At 70.8% G+C, this 16,243-nt stretch carries 16 protein-coding genes; 7 read left to right on the plus strand and 9 right to left on the minus strand.

The features are described 5' to 3' along the window. The first annotated feature begins 93 nt into the window (after positions 1–93). Complete coding sequence (ftsH, locus tag QBL25_RS23145; RefSeq protein ID WP_409058923.1) at positions 94–2,118, plus strand: ATP-dependent zinc metalloprotease FtsH; 2,025 nt, start codon at positions 94–96, stop codon at positions 2,116–2,118. A 110-nt stretch (positions 2,119–2,228) separates the two neighbouring features. Beyond that, positions 2,229–2,834 (plus strand): GTP cyclohydrolase I FolE, encoded by a 606-nt coding sequence (folE, locus tag QBL25_RS23150; RefSeq protein WP_409058924.1) that lies wholly within the window; start codon positions 2,229–2,231, stop codon positions 2,832–2,834. A gap of 46 nt (positions 2,835–2,880) precedes the next feature. Here the strand turns inward: folE and QBL25_RS23155 are convergent, their stop codons facing one another. The 6 genes from QBL25_RS23155 to QBL25_RS23180 all read right to left on the minus strand — a co-directional run bounded on the left by QBL25_RS23155 (position 2,881) and on the right by QBL25_RS23180 (position 7,855). Next, positions 2,881–3,369 carry a DUF3180 domain-containing protein gene (locus QBL25_RS23155; protein ID WP_409058925.1) on the minus strand — a complete coding sequence of 163 codons (489 nt, stop codon included), beginning with the start codon at positions 3,367–3,369 and terminating at the stop codon, positions 2,881–2,883. A 62-nt stretch (positions 3,370–3,431) separates the two neighbouring features. After that, complete coding sequence (gene folK, locus QBL25_RS23160; protein WP_409058926.1) at positions 3,432–4,043, minus strand: 2-amino-4-hydroxy-6-hydroxymethyldihydropteridine diphosphokinase; 612 nt, start codon at positions 4,041–4,043, stop codon at positions 3,432–3,434. After that, on the minus strand, positions 4,040–4,399 hold the full coding sequence (gene folB, locus QBL25_RS23165; protein ID WP_160506392.1) for a dihydroneopterin aldolase: 360 nt from the start codon (positions 4,397–4,399) through the stop codon (positions 4,040–4,042). The genes folK and folB overlap by 4 nt, the downstream gene beginning before the upstream one ends. A gap of 133 nt (positions 4,400–4,532) precedes the next feature. Continuing rightward, entirely contained in the window at positions 4,533–5,105 is a 573-nt protein-coding gene (locus QBL25_RS23170; protein WP_409058927.1) for a nuclear transport factor 2 family protein, read from the minus strand. Further along, entirely contained in the window at positions 5,102–5,974 is an 873-nt protein-coding gene (gene folP / locus QBL25_RS23175) for a dihydropteroate synthase (protein WP_409058928.1), read from the minus strand. Before folP ends, QBL25_RS23170 begins: the two co-directional genes overlap by 4 nt. 30 nt (positions 5,975–6,004) lie before the next feature. After that, the gene (locus tag QBL25_RS23180) at positions 6,005–7,855 is read right to left on the minus strand and encodes a phosphatidylglycerol lysyltransferase domain-containing protein (RefSeq protein WP_409058929.1); all 1,851 of its coding nucleotides are present in this window, start codon (positions 7,853–7,855) and stop codon (positions 6,005–6,007) included. Positions 7,856–8,042: 187 nt separating this feature from the next. Between QBL25_RS23180 and QBL25_RS23185 the strand changes: the two genes are divergently transcribed. After that, positions 8,043–9,161 carry an alpha/beta hydrolase gene (locus tag QBL25_RS23185; protein WP_409058930.1) on the plus strand — a complete coding sequence of 373 codons (1,119 nt, stop codon included), beginning with the start codon at positions 8,043–8,045 and terminating at the stop codon, positions 9,159–9,161. A gap of 60 nt (positions 9,162–9,221) precedes the next feature. Here the strand turns inward: QBL25_RS23185 and QBL25_RS23190 are convergent, their stop codons facing one another. Then, positions 9,222–10,379, minus strand: coding sequence for an ABC transporter ATP-binding protein (locus QBL25_RS23190; RefSeq protein ID WP_409058931.1), 1,158 nt, complete (start codon positions 10,377–10,379; stop codon positions 9,222–9,224). A gap of 132 nt (positions 10,380–10,511) precedes the next feature. Here QBL25_RS23190 and QBL25_RS23195 point away from each other — a divergent pair, with 132 nt between their 5' ends. The 4 genes from QBL25_RS23195 to QBL25_RS23210 all read left to right on the plus strand — a co-directional run bounded on the left by QBL25_RS23195 (position 10,512) and on the right by QBL25_RS23210 (position 14,172). Further along, positions 10,512–11,240, plus strand: a complete 729-nt coding sequence (locus tag QBL25_RS23195) for an ABC transporter permease (RefSeq protein WP_409058932.1) — start codon at positions 10,512–10,514, stop codon at positions 11,238–11,240. After that, positions 11,237–11,917, plus strand: a complete 681-nt coding sequence (locus QBL25_RS23200; RefSeq protein ID WP_409058933.1) for an ABC transporter permease — start codon at positions 11,237–11,239, stop codon at positions 11,915–11,917. The genes QBL25_RS23195 and QBL25_RS23200 overlap by 4 nt, the downstream gene beginning before the upstream one ends. A gap of 73 nt (positions 11,918–11,990) precedes the next feature. Then, the gene (locus tag QBL25_RS23205) at positions 11,991–12,965 is read left to right on the plus strand and encodes an ABC transporter substrate-binding protein (RefSeq protein ID WP_409058934.1); all 975 of its coding nucleotides are present in this window, start codon (positions 11,991–11,993) and stop codon (positions 12,963–12,965) included. Positions 12,966–13,116: 151 nt separating this feature from the next. Then, positions 13,117–14,172: a hypothetical protein gene (locus QBL25_RS23210; protein WP_409058935.1), complete on the plus strand. Its 1,056-nt coding sequence runs from the start codon at positions 13,117–13,119 to the stop codon at positions 14,170–14,172. 170 nt (positions 14,173–14,342) lie between these two features. Here QBL25_RS23210 and QBL25_RS23215 read toward each other — a convergent pair whose 3' ends face one another. Beyond that, the gene (locus QBL25_RS23215; protein ID WP_409058936.1) at positions 14,343–15,686 is read right to left on the minus strand and encodes a PH domain-containing protein; all 1,344 of its coding nucleotides are present in this window, start codon (positions 15,684–15,686) and stop codon (positions 14,343–14,345) included. Next, positions 15,683–16,201 carry a PH domain-containing protein gene (locus tag QBL25_RS23220; protein WP_409058937.1) on the minus strand — a complete coding sequence of 173 codons (519 nt, stop codon included), beginning with the start codon at positions 16,199–16,201 and terminating at the stop codon, positions 15,683–15,685. Before QBL25_RS23220 ends, QBL25_RS23215 begins: the two co-directional genes overlap by 4 nt. Between the last annotated feature and the right edge of the window lie 42 nt (positions 16,202–16,243).

A 16,243-nucleotide genomic window follows, 5' to 3' on the forward strand; every position in this document is an offset into this window, starting at 1 on the left:
GGCTTCGGGTGACAATGCTGGGGTACCGTCCGAAGAACAGTCTTTATCAAACTCACTATGGCAGGAGGGACGGGGCGTCATCGCTCCGTATGGATGGACGTGAAGCGATACTTCCGTGGGCCAGTCATGTGGATCGTGCTGGCCGTCCTTGCCGTGGTCGTGTTGATGCAGGTCGTCGGTTCGTCCGGCGGCTACAAGACGGTGGACACCGGCCAGGTCGTTCAGGCGATCAACGACAACAAGGTCGAGTCCGCCAAGATCACCACCGGTGACGAGCAGATCATCAAGGTCGAGCTCAAGGATGGCCAGAAGGTCAAGGACAGCAGCAAGATCCAGGCGAGTTACATCGGCGACCAAGGCGTCGCCCTCGCCAAGACCTTGCAGGACAAGTACCAGGACAAGCAGATCCCGGACGGTTACACCGTCTCGCCGTCGAAGCAGAACCCGTTCGTCGGCCTCCTGCTGACCCTGCTCCCCTTCGTACTCATCATCGTTGTCTTCCTGTTCCTGATGAATCAGATGCAGGGCGGCGGCTCCCGGGTCATGCAGTTCGGGAAGTCCAAGGCCAAGCTCATCACCAAGGACACCCCGAAGACGACGTTCTCGGACGTGGCCGGTTCGGACGAGGCCGTCGAGGAACTCCACGAGATCAAGGAATTCCTCCAGGAGCCGGCGAAGTTCCAGGCCGTCGGGGCCAAGATCCCCAAGGGCGTACTCCTGTACGGCCCGCCCGGAACGGGTAAGACGCTCCTCGCGCGTGCTGTCGCGGGTGAGGCCGGCGTCCCCTTCTACTCGATCTCCGGTTCCGACTTCGTCGAGATGTTCGTCGGTGTCGGTGCCTCGCGTGTGCGCGACCTCTTCGAGCAGGCCAAGGCGAACGCCCCGGCGATCGTCTTCGTCGACGAGATCGACGCCGTCGGCCGGCACCGCGGTGCCGGTATGGGCGGCGGTCACGACGAGCGCGAGCAGACGCTGAACCAGCTCCTCGTCGAGATGGACGGCTTCGACGTGAAGGGCGGCGTCATCCTGATCGCCGCCACGAACCGCCCCGACATCCTCGACCCGGCGCTGCTTCGCCCCGGCCGTTTCGACCGTCAGATCGCGGTCGACCGCCCGGACATGCTGGGCCGTCTGGAGATCCTCAAGGTTCACCAGAAGGGCAAGCCGGTCGCCCCGGACGTCGACCTGGGCGCGGTCGCGCGGCGTACGCCGGGCTTCACCGGCGCCGACCTGTCGAACGTGCTGAACGAAGCGGCGCTCCTCACGGCGCGCGGCGACAAGAAGCTGATCGACAACCACTCGCTCGACGAGGCGATCGACCGTGTCGTGGCCGGTCCGCAGAAGCGGACGCGGATCATGTCCGACAAGGAGAAGAAGATCACCGCGTACCACGAGGGCGGACACGCCCTGGTCGCGGCGGCGTCTCCGAACTCGGACCCGGTGCACAAGATCACGATCCTGTCGCGCGGCCGGGCCCTCGGTTACACGATGGTCCTGCCGGACGAGGACAAGTACTCCACCACGCGCAACGAAATGCTCGACCAGCTGGCGTACATGCTGGGCGGGCGCGCGGCCGAGGAGCTCGTCTTCCACGACCCGACGACGGGCGCGGCGAACGACATCGAGAAGGCCACCGCGACGGCACGCGCCATGGTCACGCAGTACGGCATGACCGAGCGGCTCGGCGCGATCAAGTTCGGTGGCGACAACACCGAGCCGTTCCTCGGACGCGAGATGGGTCACCCGCGTGACTACTCCGAAGAGGTCGCCGCGCTGGTCGACGAAGAGGTCAAGAAGCTCATCGAGACCGCGCACAACGAGGCCTGGGAGATCCTCGTCGAGAACCGCGACGTTCTCGACAACCTGGTCCTCCAGCTCCTCGAGAAGGAGACGCTCAACAAGGAGCAGATCGCCGAGGTCTTCGCCGGCATCGTGAAGCGTCCGGCCCGCCCGGCGTGGACCGGTTCCGCGCGGCGCACGCCCTCGACCCGCCCGCCGGTGCTCTCCCCCCGGGAGCTGTCGCTGACGAACGGTGCGAACGGCGCCACCCCCGCGGTCACCGCGGGACCGACGGAGACGCCGGTCGACGTGACCAAGGAAGACCGCCCCGAGAGCTGACCCCGAGCGCCTCAGCAGGCCCGGAATGGAAGCTGCGCCCCCCTGGTTCTAGCCTGGGGGGCGCAGTTTTTTCATACGCACTGATGCGGGACGCTAGGAACGAGGCACACATGACCGACCCCGTGACGCTGGACGGCGAGGGCGCGATCGGCGTGTTCGACGAGAAGCGCGCCGAGAACGCCGTGCGCGAGCTGCTGATCGCGGTCGGGGAGGACCCGGACCGCGAGGGGCTGCGGGAGACTCCGGGACGCGTGGCCCGCGCGTACAAGGAGATATTCGGCGGTCTGTGGCTCAAGCCGGAGGACGTCCTGACGACGACGTTCGACCTCGGCCACGACGAGATGGTCCTGGTGAAGGACATCGAGGTGCAGAGCTCGTGCGAGCACCACCTGGTGCCGTTCCACGGCGTCGCCCACGTCGGCTACATCCCGTCGGCCGACGGCAAGATCACGGGGCTGTCCAAGCTGGCCCGCCTGGTGGACGTGTACGCGCGCCGTCCGCAGGTCCAGGAGCGGCTGACCACCCAGGTGGCCGATTCCCTGATGCAGATCCTGGAGCCGCGCGGCGTCATCGTGGTCGTCGAGTGCGAGCACATGTGCATGACCATGCGCGGGGTACGGAAGCCGGGCGCCAAGACGATCACCTCGGCGGTGCGCGGACAGCTGCGTGACCCCGCGACGCGCAACGAGGCGATGAGCCTGATCATGGCGCGATAGCGCCGCCGGAAGGTGTGGGCCGCCGAGCGGCCCGCTCCCGTACCTCTCAGGCGGCCGGGGCGGCCGTGCCGCCGGTCTCGTCGTCGTCCTCCGGGAGGCGGCAGACGCGCTCCAGGAAGAAGGCCGCCGCTATCACCGCGACGGCCGCCAGCACGGAGAAGCCGGCGTAGATCGCCTGGTCGCGGCGGGGCGGGACGTCGAGGTACTCCAGGAGGAAGGCGCCCGTGCCGCCGTACATCCCGGCGACCAGGGCGGCCACGAGGGCGCTGGCCTGGCCGAAGACGACCGCGCGCGCGGCCATCATCGGCTCGACGCCCTTGGCCCCGGGGCGGCGCTCGCGCTGGGCGCGCAGCCGGGTGCGCAGCGAGAGCGCCGTGGCCAGCAGCACCGCGGCGATCACCGTGAGCACGATGGGCGCGCCCAGCGGGACCCGCGGGAGCGTGCCCACGGAGTCCCACAGCCGGGCGCCCGCCCAGGACAGCACACCGGCCACCACGAAGATGCCGGCCAGTGTCCTGATGCGCAGCTGCTTCACGGATGACCCTTCTCGTCGTACGGACCCGCTTCTGGTCGTGCGGGTCCGATAGACCTTAACGATTACTCGGGCAGGCGGAGTTCCAGGTCGACGCGGGGCGTGACGCCCTCGCGGGTGACCCCGGCGAGCAGGTCGGTGACCGGGCCGCGGCCCGCGAGCTGCGCCTCGGGCTCCACGTCGTGCCAGGGGGCCAGGACGAAGGCGCGCTCGTGCGCGTGCGGGTGGGGGAGCGTGAGGACCGGGTCGTCCGAGACCACGTCCGCGTACGCCACGATGTCGACGTCGATCGTGCGGGCGGCCCAGCGCTCGTCCCGGACGCGGTGGAAGGCTTCCTCGATCGCGTGGGCCCGCTCCAGGAGCGAGGCGGGCGGCAGGGTCGTCTTCACGACCACGACCGCGTTGAAGTACGAGGGCTGGGTCTCGGGCTCGACGCCCCAGGGCTCGGTCTCGTACACCGGAGAGACGCCCTTGACGCGCAGGCCGGGGGTGTCCTCCAGGGCGTCGACGGCGCCCTGGAGCGTCTCCAGGCGGTTGCCGAGATTGCTGCCGAGGGAGATCACGGCGCGCTGGGGGTTGGAGAGGGTGGTGTCGGCGGCGTCGACCTGCTCCACGACGGAAGTGGGCACGGGCTGGACGGTCGGGTCGCTCTGCCCTTGCGTGGAAAACGCGGTCATACTCGGCTCCGGGTGATGGTGACGGTCACGTCGTCGAAGGGGACGGTGATCGGGGCGTCCGGTTTGTGGACGCACACCTCGACCTCCAGAACCCCTTCGTGCTTCAGACACGTCTGGGCGATGCGCTCGGCGAGGGTCTCGATGAGGTCCACCGGATCCCCTTCGACGGCGGCCACGACCTCCTCGGCCACCACGCCGTAGTGCACGGTCTTCGCCAGGTCGTCGTCGGCGGCGGCCGCACGGGTGTCCAGGCCAAGGACCAGGTCCACGATGAAGGTCTGGCCCTCTTCGCGTTCCCGCGGAAAGACACCGTGGTGCCCGCGGGCCTTGAGGCCGCGCAGCGCGACACGATCCACGCGAATCACTCCTGCAATCGTCGTTATCGGCAGGCCTGCACCGAGTGCGGTCGGCACACCGGCCTCGATCGAATCTACCCGCGTGCACTGACAGCTCCTGCCCGCGGGGGCTTCCGGAACCGCACCTACCCACTCAGGAGGGTGACTCCTCGCCCTCTTCGTCATCGGTTTCGGCCAGTACGGGAGAGGCGTGGTGCGACCAGAGCTTCCAACCGTCGACCGTGCGGCGGAACACATTGGTGGCGACCACGAGCTGGCCGACCAGCGGACCCAGCTCACCGCCGGCCTCCGGGGGCGGGCCGCCGCTGAGGATGTTCTCCGTGCAGGTCACCAGAGCGGTGTCACCGGCGACGCCGACGTGCACGTCGGTCAGGAAGAACTGGATGTACTCGGTGTTCGCCATGATCAGCGCGTACGACCTGAGGACCTCGCCGCGTCCGGTGAGGACCGGCCAGCCGGGGTGGACGCAGGAGATCGAGGCCTCGGCGCCGTCCTCCGCGATGTCCTCGTCGTCTCTGCCGTCCAGGTCATCCCGGTCGTCCCGGTCGTCCCGGTCGTCACGGTCGTCCCGGTCGTCGGGCTCCAGGGCCGTGTCCGCGTCCAGCCAGATGTCGGAGAGCTCGTCGAAGTCGCCGCGCTCCAGTGCTTCGTAGAACGCCGTGTTGGCCTGCTCGACCTGTTCGACGTCGGTCCGCGCGCCGGTCACCGACGACCGCCCGCCGCGCTGCTCACGGCGTGTGCGACCCGTACGGCGTCGGCGGTGGCCCGCACCTCGTGCACACGGACCGCCCAGGCGCCCTGGTGGGCGGCGATGGCGGAGACCGCGGCGGTGGCGGCGTCCCGCTCGCGGGCAGGCGGGGGCGCGCCCTCGGGGCCGGCGAGGACACGGCCCAGGAAGCGCTTGCGCGAGGCGGCGACCAGGATCGGGTGGCCGAGCTCACGCAGCCGGTCGAGGCGGGCCAGGAGGGCCAGGTCGTGCTCGGCGTCCTTGGAGAAGCCGAGACCGGGGTCGACGACGATGCGCTCGGGGGCGATGCCGCCCTCGATGGCGGCCTCCACGCGCGCGTGCAGCTCGTCGACGACTTCGGAGACCACGTCCTCGTAGACGGGAGTGGCGTGGATGTCGGCGAGGAAGCCGCGCCAGTGCATCACCACGAAGGGCGCCCCGGCGGCGGCGACCGCGGGGACCATGCGGGCGTCGGCGAGGCCGCCGCTGACGTCGTTCACCAGGGCGGCGCCCGCGGCGAGCGCCTGCTCGGCGACGGTGGCGCGCATGGTGTCCACGGAGACCGTCACGCCCTCGGCGGCCAGGCCCCGCACGACGGGGACAACGCGCCGCAGCTCCTCGTCCTCGTCCACGCGCGAGGCGCCGGGACGAGTCGACTCACCGCCCACGTCGACCAGGTCGGCGCCCTGGGCGACCAGGTCGATGCCGTGCTTGACGGCGGCCGTGGTGTCGAACCAGCGGCCCCCGTCGGAGAAGGAGTCGGGCGTCACGTTCACGACGCCCATGACCGCACAGCGGCCCCACTCCGGCAGCCCCTCGACCGATCCCCGCCCGCGCAACGTACTCATGCCTCCAGCCTAGGCCCGTGCGGGCGGGCTCTACGCCGCCCGGACCTCGCGCTCCGCCGCGTGATGCGGGCAGGGGCGGCGCTGGGCGACCGCACCGCGCAGGACGCGCGGCATGGCGAGGGTCACGAAGCCCTCGGCCTGCATGGCGGCGAAGCCGATGCGGGGGAGGTCCTTGGAGGAGCGGTAGACCACGAAGCGGGGCTCCCAGCGGGGGCGGAACTTCGCGTTGAACTTGTACAGGGACTCGATCTGGAACCAGCGGGAGAGGAAGACGAGCAGGCCCCTCCAGGCGCGCAGGACGGGTCCCGCGCCGATCTTCTCGCCGCGGGCGAGGGCCGCGCGGAACATCGCGAAGTTGAGCGACACGCGCGCGATGCCGAGCTTCGGGGCGGCCTGGAGGGCGGCCACGATGAGCAGCTCGTTCATGCCGGGGTCGGCCGCGCGGTCGCGGCGCATGAGGTCGAGGGAGACGCCGTCCTTGCCCCACGGGACGAAGTGGAGGATCGCCTTGAGGTCGCCGTACTGTCCCGGCTCCTCGTCGGCCTTGTGGGCCGTGGCGATCAGACAGTCGCCGTCGTCCGGGTCGCCGATGCGGCCGAGCGCCATGGAGAAGCCGCGTTCGGTGTCGGTGCCGCGCCAGTCCTCGGCCGCGCGCTGTATCCGCTCCAGCTCGCGCTCCCCGAGGTCACGCACGCGCCGTACGCGCGTCTCGTAGCCATTCCGCTCGATCCGCTTGACCATCTGGCGCACGTTGCGCATCGCGCGCCCGGACAGGGAGAAATCCACGACGTCCACCACCGCCTCGTCGCCCAGTTCGAGGGCGTCGAGGCCGGTTTCCCGGGTCCAGACCTCGCCGCCGGTCTCGGAGCAGCCCATGACGGCGGGCGTCCAGGAGTGGGCCTTGGCCTCGTCCATGAAGCGCTCGATCGCGCCGGGCCAGGCCTCCACGTCGCCGATCGGGTCGCCGCTGGCGAGCATCACCCCGGAGACGACGCGGTAGGTGACCGCCGCCTTGCCGCTGGGGGAGAAGACGGCGCCCTTGTCGCGCCGGAGCGCGAAGTGGCCCAGGGAGTCGCGGGCGCCGTGCTTGTCGAGGAGCGCGCGCAGCTTGGCCTCGTCGTCCTCGGTGAGGCGGGCGGCGGGGTGTTCGGGCCGGAAGGCGAGGTAGACCGTGGTGATCGCGGTGAGCAGGCCCAGGGCGCCGAGCGAGCAGGCGACGGTCCAGGACGTACGGCCGTAGTAGTCGATCGGGCCCTCGAAGCCGAAGAGGCCGTACAGGACGTGGGTGAGGCGGTCCGTGATGCTCGGGTCCCCGATGACCTTGCCCGGGTGGACGCTGACGATCACCAGGCCGAGGACGAGGGAACCGGCCCCGAGGAGCACGAAGTTGGCCAGCGCCCGCCAGCGGCTGCGCGGGTCGGGCAGTGCGGCGAACTCACCTCGATGGCGCAGCAGGAGCGCCAGGAGTGCGAGCGAGATCAGGACGCCGATGACCGAGTGCCGGTAGGCGAACTGGGCCACGGCACCGGCCGGGAGCAGCACCACGGCGGCCCGCCAGGCCCGCCGCTTGTGGCGGCGCAGCCCGTGCGCGAGCAGCAGCAGGAGGACGCCGGAGCTGAGCGCGAGCGCGGCGGCGAAGGGGCCGAGCGCGCCGGGCAGGACCTCGGCGAGCGCGTGCATGCGGCTGTGCCGGAAGCGCGGGAAGACGCCGGCCGCCACGTTCAGGAGGCCCACCAGGGTGCAGGCGCGGGCGACGAAGGCCGGCACGGCCTCGGGCCGGGGGCCGCGGAGGAGTCTGCCGAGTCTGCCGGCACGGAGCCCGCCGGTACGGCGCCGTCCTTCGGGGCGGCTGCCCTCACTGTCCGGAACCCCACCCGACATTTCCGCATCTATCCTGACAGACATCGCATCCCGTGGTTCTGCGAGAGACCTTGATTCCGGCACCAAAACGGCATCCGGCGACATTGCGCCCTTTAGGACGGTCCTTCTGGTGGTCGGGTTCACTCCCGATCGGAAAACCGCTGGAAAAGAACCACGGAACAGGCAGAAAGCGCAGGCAGAACGTCCCATGGGTCTGACGAGCAACAAGCTCCTCGCGTTGGCGGTGCTCCTCGCCGTCGTGCTGTTCATCGGCACGGTCTGGCTCTGGCCGCGCCTGGCGCGCCAGTCCTGGCGGACCGTCATCGGCCGCATCGGTCTCCTCGTCGCCACCCAGCTGGCGATCTTCGCGTCGGTGGGCCTGGCCGCCAATCAGGCGTTCGGCTTCTACGCCACGTGGGCGGACCTTTTCGGCCAGGAGACGAGCCCCGGCGTCGTCGTCGACCACGATCCCGCCAAGGGCGAGACACCCGTCGACGTGCGCGGCACCCGGCCGGTGAACGTGCCCGGCGGCGGCAGGCCCTCGACCGGCGGCCAGATCCAGAAGGTGGTCATCAGCGGGAAGGAGGCGGACATAGCGAGCCCCGCGTACGTCTACCTGCCGCCCGAGTACTTCCAGGAGCGGTACAAGGACCGCACCTTCCCGGTGTCCGTCGTGCTGACCGGCTACCCGGGCACCGCCGAGGCGCTGATCAAGGGCCTGCACTACCCGCAGACCGCCCACGCGCAGGTCAGGCGGGGCAAGATGAAGCCGATGATCCTGGTCATGCTGCGGCCCACGGTGGCGCCGCCGCGGGACACCGAGTGCGTGGACGTCCCCGGCGGCCCGCAGACCGAGACGTTCTTCGCCAAGGACCTGCCCGGGGCGATCTCCGAGCACTACAGGGCGGGCAGGACCGCGGGCAGCTGGGGTGTCATCGGTGACTCCACGGGTGGCTACTGCGCCCTGAAGCTCGCCGTCCACCACCCCGACGTGTACGCCGCGGGGGCGGGGCTCTCGGCGTACTACAAGGCGCCCGTCGACGTGACGACGGGCGATCTCTTCCACGGCGACGAGGAGTTGGAGCGGCGCGCCGACCTCATGTGGTACCTCGACCACATGCCGGCGCCCAGGACGTCCCTCCTCGTCACCACCAGCAAGCAGGGCGAGGACAACTACGCGGACACCGAGAAGTTCATCGGCAAGGTGAAGTCGCCCACCAGGATCTCGTCGATCACGCTCGACAGCGGCGGGCACAACTTCAACACGTGGCGCCGGGAGATCCCCGCCACCCTGGAGTGGATCAGCGGGCGTCTGAACGGCGCGTAGCCGTCGGGCGCCTGCCGCCGGTGTCCAGGCCCCCCGGGCCCATCGGATCCCTCAGGCCCCTCAGAGCCCGCCGATGGCCGTGATGGTCTCCAACTCGACCTCCTCGCGCGCGATGTCGCGCGCGTCCGCCGCCGTGGACCTGCGCAGCGCCTCGTGCAGCCGGGCCGGGGTGAGGACGCCCAGGAAGCGGCCCTCGCTGTCCTTGTCGATGACCGCGATCCAGCCCGCGTCGTGCTGGAGCATCGTCGCGAACGCCTGCTTCAGGGTGGCGCCCACCGGGAGCCACGCCTCCATGCGGCGCGCGTGGTCCCGGACCGTGCCCTTGGCGCCGCGCGCCTGCTCGCCGGAGATCCAGCCGTGCAGGTTGTTCTCGCCGTCCAGGACGACGGCCCAGCGGGCGTCCAGCTTCGCGGGCAGCGGGTCGTCCAGGTGCAGGACGGGCGGCTGCTCCAGGTCGCCCTCCTCGATGGGCGTCACGGAGAGCCGCTTGAGGCCGCGGTCCGCGCCGACGAAGTCCGCCACGTAGTCGTTGGCCGGGGCGCCCAGGATCGTGGAAGGGGTGTCGAACTGCTCGATGCGCCCGTCCCCGTAGACGGCCATGCGGTCGCCCAGGCGGACCGCCTCCTCGATGTCGTGCGTGACGAAGAGGACGGTCTTGCGGACGGCCTGCTGGAGGCGGAGGAACTCGTTCTGAAGGTGCTCGCGCACCACTGGGTCGACGGCGCCGAACGGCTCGTCCATCAGGAGCACCGGCGGATCGGCCGCGAGCGCGCGGGCCACGCCCACCCGCTGGCGCTGCCCTCCGGAGAGCTGCTCGGGGTAGCGGTCGCCGAAGGTCGCGGGGTCGAGGCCGACCAGGTCGAGGAGCTCGGCGGCACGCTCGCGGGCCTTGCCGCGCTTCACGCCGAGCAGATGCGGGACGGTGGCGGTGTTCTCCAGGACCGTCTTGTGCGGGAAGAGGCCGACCTGCTGGATGACATAGCCGATACGGCGGCGCAGTTGCACCGGGTCGATGGTGGATATGTCGTCACCTTCGACATATATCCGGCCCTCGCTCGGCTCGATGAGACGGTTCACCATCTTCATCGTGGTCGTCTTGCCGCAGCCCGACGGGCCGACGAGCGTGACCAGTTCACCCTCGGCGACCTCGAAGGACAGGTCGTCGACGGCCGTGGTGCCGTCCTCGTACCGCTTGGTGACATGCTCGAACCGGATCATGATTCCCCATTGTTGCGGGCGTTGTGTGAACCCCATGTTGCGCCAGTACGACGAGTCTCGGCGATTGTCGGTGCCTCGCGTTAGGGTCGCCGGACGGCCTCAGGCAACGGGACTCGGGGGGAGTGGGGCGCGATGAGCGAGCAGAACTGTCTCGTGACGAACGACTGGATCTGCGGGGAGTACGTGCGCTCCCGCAGCCAGGAGCTGATCGACGCGACCGTCCAGCACGTGGGCATCACCGCCGCGTCCGTCGCCATCGGTGTCGCCGTCTCGCTGCCGCTCGCGCTGCTCGCCCGGCGCTGGCGCTTCCTCGCGGGACCGATCCTCGGCGTGACGACCGTGCTGTACACCGTGCCCTCGCTCGCGATGTTCTCGCTCCTGCTGCCCTTCTTCGGGCTCTCGGCCTCGCTGGTCGTCACCGGCCTCGTCCTGTACTCCCTGACGATCCTCGTGCGGAACATCCTGGCGGGCCTCCAGGCCGTGCCGGACGAAGCCCGCGACGCGGCCCGGGGGATGGGGTACGGCCCGGTGCGGCTGCTGTGGGAAGTCGAACTGCCGCTCGCGCTTCCCGCGCTCCTCGCCGGGGTCCGCATCACCACGGTCTCGACGGTCGCGCTGACGACCGTAGGTGCCATCGTCGACTACGGAGGCCTCGGATCGCTGATCCTCGACGGCCTCGACACGACGTTCAAGGCGCAGGTCCTCACCGCCTCCGTGCTCTGCGTGGTCCTCGCCGTCGTCGCCGACCTGCTCCTGCTCGCGCTCCAGAGATGGCTGACGCCGTGGACCCGCGTCCGCCGCATACGTACGAAGCGCCCCGCCCCGGCGGAGCGCACGGCCAAGGTGGCTGAACCTGCATGAACGCGATAACCGGCGCGTACGACTGGCTGACCACGGGTGCCAACTGGCAGGGCGAGAAGGGGGTGTGGCACCGCCTCGCCGAGCATCTGTACTTCAGCGGCGTGTGCCTCGCCGTCGCGTGCCTGATCGCGCTGCCGATCGCCCTGTACCTCGGCCACATCGGCAAGGGCGGCGCCCTCGCGGTGAACATCTCGAACATCGGCCGCGCGGTGCCGACGCTCGCGGTGCTCGTGCTCCTGACGCTCACCCCGCTCGGCGAGCACGGGGACGTCCCGACGCTGATCGCGCTCGTGCTGTTCGCGGTGCCGCCGCTGCTGACCAACGCGTACATCGGGATGCGCGAGGTCGACCGCGCGGTCGTGGAGGCCGCCCGCGGGATGGGCATGAGCGGCCGCCAGCTGTTCGCCCGCGTCGAACTTCCCCTCGCGTACCCCCTGGTCATGACCGGGGTGCGGTCCGCGGGCGTACAGGTCGTCGCCACGGCGACGCTGGCCGCAATGGCGGGTGAGGGAGGGCTCGGCCGGATCATCACCGCCGGGTTCAACCTTCAGAACACGCCCCAGGTGGTGGCGGGCGCGCTCCTCGTGGCGCTGCTCGCACTCTTCGTCGAGGTGGTTCTCGTCGTGGTGGGGAAGGTGTTCAGTCCCATGCGGGGACGTTCGGGGGTCACGCGGTGACCTCCCGGCGGCGGTTCGCCGCGGTCCGCGCGTTTTCCAGATTTTCCGAGGCTTCCGAAATGGTGGTTCACCGATGAACAGCACAACGCGTCGCGCGCGACGGATGGCAGGGGCGGCCGTGGCCGTCGTGGCGCTGACCGCGGGGCTCACCGCGTGCGGCGGTGACAGCCTGGAGAAGGACGGCAAGGGCGAAGGGGACAAAGCGGGCGGCAAGGGCAAGATAGTCGTCGGCTCGGCGCGTTTCACCGAGCAGAAGGTGCTCGCCGAGCTTTACGTGGGCGTGCTGGAGGACGCCGGTTACGACGCCGAGGTCAAGACCGTCCAGAACCGCGAGGTCTACGAACCCGAGCTGAAGAAGGGCGCGATCGACGTCGCCCCCGAATACGCCGCGACGCTCGCCGAGTTCCTGAACCTCGGCAAGAACGGCCCGAAGGCGAAGCCGGTCGCCTCGAATGACGTGGACGCCACGGTTGCCGCGCTGAAGAAGCTCGCCGAACCCCGCGGCCTGAAGGTGCTTCCGGTCGGCGAGGCGGTCGACCAGAACGCGTTCGCGGTGAGCAAGGAATACGCCAAGGAGCACAAGCTCAAGACGCTTTCGGATCTCGGTAAGTCCGGCGAGAAGGTCAAGATCGCAGCGAGTGACGAATGCGAGTCGCGGCCGTTCTGCGCCCCCGGACTGAAGAAGACGTACGGCATCGACGTCGCGGGAATCGACCCCAAGGGCGTCGGCACCACGCAGTCCAAGCAGGCCGTGAAGAACGGCACGGACCAGGTGGTCCTGACCACGACCACCGACGCGACGCTGGACAGCTTCGGTCTGGTGGCCCTTGAGGACGACAAGAAGCTCCAGAACGCGGACAACATCCTTCCGGTTGTGAACGCGAAGGACGCGGGCGACAAGGAGATAGCCGACGCGCTCGGGAAGCTCACCAAGACCCTGACGACGGAAGATCTCGCGGAACTCGACCGGAAGGTCGATGTGGAGCGGCAGAAGGAAGCCGATGTCGCCCGGGAGTATCTGGAGTCGAAGGGATTGATCGAGAAGTAGCGCGTCCGGAGCAGCCTCCTCGAAGTGGCTCGGCCGAAAGTGAGGCCGAGTGACCGAAGAGGAGCGACAAGGGTGGGGAGTCAGTGCCGTGTCGCTGTCATTTTGGCGGGCGGGGCAGCATAGTTCGCCTACGCGCGGTAAGTTTCTGGCCATGCCACGTGGACGTCACCGCCATTCCCCACCCTTGCACCGGCTGCTGCCGCCCTCGACGGTCGCAGGAATCTCCGTTGTCTGCGCCGGCGGCGCCTGGCTGTTCGCGGAACCTCTCGTGCTCCGCGGCCTGGCCGCCGCGGCGGCCGCCGCCGCCGTCGTGGGCTCGGTCGTCATGCGCCGCTGGGACCTGGCGGCCGGCAAACGCGTCGCCGAGCTGGGCCGCGCCCGCAAGAGCGACGAGTGGCGATACGAGGAACGCATAGCCGAGTGCGAGTCCGATCTCGACGAGTCCCGCGAGCTGCGGGGCCGCCTGGAGGCCAAGCTGCGCTCCAAGCGGGCCGAGCTCGCCGCCCTGCGCAACGAACACGCGGCGCTGCTGCGGCGTTACGCCACGGCGGAGACCGAGCGGGCCAGCGCCCTTGAGGGGCGCCGGCTGCTCGCCATAGAGGCCTCCGTCCCGGCGCGGGCGCTGCCGCCCGCCCCCGCTCCCGCCGCTACTCCGGCTCCTGCCGAGGCCGCGGCTCCCGCCGTGTGGCCGGGGGCCACCACGCCTCCGTCGCTGTACGACCGGGCGAACGCCGCGCTCGACCGGCTCGCGCCGAGGCCTTCCGCCGTACGGAAGCCGGCCGCCGCCGCGCCCGAACAGGCTGCCGCGCCGCAGCCTTCCGTCACGCCGAAGCCTTCCGGCGGCCCCGCGGACGGGGACGAAGCGCGGGGGAAGTCCGGGGCGGCCGAGGGGTACGGCGGGCATGAGCGCGCGGTCGCCGTCGCGCCGCCCGCGCAGAGGCGCCGCCGGACCGCCCAGGGCGGCTTCGACTTCTTCGGCACGAAGAGCGAGGCGCCCGCCGGGGCGCTGGAGTCCGTCCAGAACGAGGACCTCGCGGACGTGGTGGGCGAAGAGGCGCTCGCCGTCCACAAGGCGGAGTCCGAGGCCGAGTTCAAGAAGGCGCCGGAAGGCGCCGCCGAGGGCGTCGGCCAGGTCATCGACCTGACGGCACACGACGAGACCGAGCAGATCGACGTGGCGGTCCTGCGCACGGCACTGCGGGCGTAACCTCCGCTCCCCGCGGGCTCGCGCACTTCCGCTTCACGCCGTCCGCCGCTCCGGCCTCGCGCCGTCCGCCGGTCCCGCTTCACGCTGGCCGCCGGTCCGGCCTCGCGCCGTCCGCCGGTCCCGCTTCACGCCGTCCGCCGGTCCCGCCTCGCGGGCATCCACCGGTCCGGTCATGCCATCCATCGGTCCGGGCGTGCCGTTCTCCGTCCCGTGCGGGATCTCTCCGCCTGGGCGGAGAGGAGGGCCCGGGCTTCCTCCGTGGGGCGCAGGCGGGCCGTCACCGTCTTGTTGGCGCCGGTGTCCACCTGTACGTCCGCCACGCCCTTGAACCGCTCCCAGGGCCCCTGCGTGAGCCGTACGCTCTGGACCTTCGCGTGCGGCACGAGCGACAGGCGGCGGCGCAGCAGGCCGTGCCGGGCCGCGAAGACCGTGTCCGTCACCGTCAGGCCGTACCCCTTCCACCACACCGGAAGGCACCACGCGGCCCGCGAGGGAGGGCGGACCAGCTCGGCCGCGGCCGGCACCCGGACGCCCGGCAGGATGCGCGCGATCACGTCCTCCGCGACCTCCCGCGGCGCGACCGGCAGCAGGACGCCGTTCGACGAGCCCGCCACGTCCAGCTCCACGCGCACCCAGCCCTGCCGCCGCCACAGCCACGGCTCGACGACCCGCACCGTCTGCACCCGCCCGGGCGGCACCGTCTCGTGCGCCTTGTCGAGCAGCCCGTGGTCGATGCGCAGGCCGTCGGGGGACTCGCCGACCTTCCAGTCGTACTCCCCGATGAACCGCCCCACGCTGCTGGCGAACGCGCCGCCCAGCATGGGCAGCCCGGTCGCGAGGACCGTCCACAGGTTGTGGGTGAGGAACCACAGGAAGGGCGGCACGACGAGCGCGGCGACGAGCATGCCCCACGTCGTGCCGGTCAGGAGCAGGGAGATCGCGAGCATGCGCGGCTGGACGTGCACGAGGTTGTTGACCGGCGCCTCACCGACCTCGCCGGCCGTCTCGGGCGCGAAACCGGCGGCACGCGCGAGGAGTTCGGCCCGCAGGACCGAGGCCTCCTCCTGCCCCAGATAGGCCAGTTCGTCCTTCTTCTCCGCGCCGACGACGTCCAGTTTGAGCTTGGCGACGCCCGCGATACGGGCCGCGAGCGGCTGCGTCACGTCGACGGCCTGGAGCCGGTCGAGCCGGATGTGCGCGGTGCGCCGGAAGATCAGGCCGGTGCGGATGCGCAGTTCGGTGTCGGTGACGGCGAAGTGCGTGAACCACCAGCTCATGAAGCCGTAGAGGGCGCCGCCCAGGAGCACGACGGCGATCCCCGCGAGCAGTTGGGTCACGGGCAGCTCGGAGACCCGCCGCTGCGTGCCGTTCGGATCGTGCACCGCGAAGCCCACGAGGACCGCGACCGGCGCCCAGGCCCTGCGCAGGGGCGTGACGGGGTGCAGGCGCCGCTCTCGCAGCCCTTCGGTGCCGGAGGCGCGTTCTTCCCCCGCCACCTGCCGTACGCCGCTCACAGCCCCGCCGAGCGGGCCTCGCCCAGCTCGGTGAGCCGGTCGCGCAGCCGCTCGGCCTCCTCGGGGATGAGCCCGGGGATGCGGGCGTCGGTGGCGGCCGCCGCCGTGTGCAGCTGCACGCTGGCCAGACCGAAGTGCCGCTCCACGGGCCCCGACGTCACCTCGACGAGCTGCATCCGGCCGTACGGCACGATCGTCTCCTCGCGCCAGAGCACGCCCCGGCTGATCAGGAGGTCGTCGGAGCGCTCCGCGTACCGCCACGAGCGCCAGTTGCGGCCCAGCATCGGCCAGCCCCACGCCACGAAGGCGAGCGGCACCGCCGCGAAGGCCGCCCACACGGGCCCGGCGAAGATCCACAAGAGCACGCCGACGGCCGCCGCGAGCGGCACCAGCCACACCACGAGCAGCAGCCGCCGCATCCGCAGCAGCGCCCGTGGCAGCCCGGTCCACACCGGCTGCGCGTCTGAGCCCGCCGGCTGCGTGGGCCGTGCCGGTCCCGCCGTCCCCGTTTCCATGCCTCAAGCGTACGTAGCCGAGCTGACGGTCGCGCAGGAGCG

Origin of the sequence: Streptomyces sp. SYP-A7185 (genome assembly GCF_046103685.1) — a bacterium.
Lineage (GTDB): Bacteria > Actinomycetota > Actinomycetes > Streptomycetales > Streptomycetaceae > Streptomyces.

Coding starts and splice junctions, on each gene's coding strand:
- ftsH (WP_409058923.1), top strand. CDS start 94: ATGGACGTGAAGCGATACTTCCGTGGGCCAGTCATGTGGATCGTGCTG.
- folE (WP_409058924.1), top strand. CDS start 2,229: ATGACCGACCCCGTGACGCTGGACGGCGAGGGCGCGATCGGCGTGTTC.
- folK (WP_409058926.1), bottom strand. CDS start 4,043: ATGACCGCGTTTTCCACGCAAGGGCAGAGCGACCCGACCGTCCAGCCC.
- folP (WP_409058928.1), bottom strand. CDS start 5,974: ATGAGTACGTTGCGCGGGCGGGGATCGGTCGAGGGGCTGCCGGAGTGG.
- QBL25_RS23180 (WP_409058929.1), bottom strand. CDS start 7,855: ATGTCGGGTGGGGTTCCGGACAGTGAGGGCAGCCGCCCCGAAGGACGG.
- QBL25_RS23185 (WP_409058930.1), top strand. CDS start 8,043: ATGGGTCTGACGAGCAACAAGCTCCTCGCGTTGGCGGTGCTCCTCGCC.
- QBL25_RS23190 (WP_409058931.1), bottom strand. CDS start 10,379: ATGATCCGGTTCGAGCATGTCACCAAGCGGTACGAGGACGGCACCACG.
- QBL25_RS23195 (WP_409058932.1), top strand. CDS start 10,512: ATGAGCGAGCAGAACTGTCTCGTGACGAACGACTGGATCTGCGGGGAG.
- QBL25_RS23200 (WP_409058933.1), top strand. CDS start 11,237: ATGAACGCGATAACCGGCGCGTACGACTGGCTGACCACGGGTGCCAAC.
- QBL25_RS23205 (WP_409058934.1), top strand. CDS start 11,991: ATGAACAGCACAACGCGTCGCGCGCGACGGATGGCAGGGGCGGCCGTG.
- QBL25_RS23210 (WP_409058935.1), top strand. CDS start 13,117: ATGCCACGTGGACGTCACCGCCATTCCCCACCCTTGCACCGGCTGCTG.
- QBL25_RS23220 (WP_409058937.1), bottom strand. CDS start 16,201: ATGGAAACGGGGACGGCGGGACCGGCACGGCCCACGCAGCCGGCGGGC.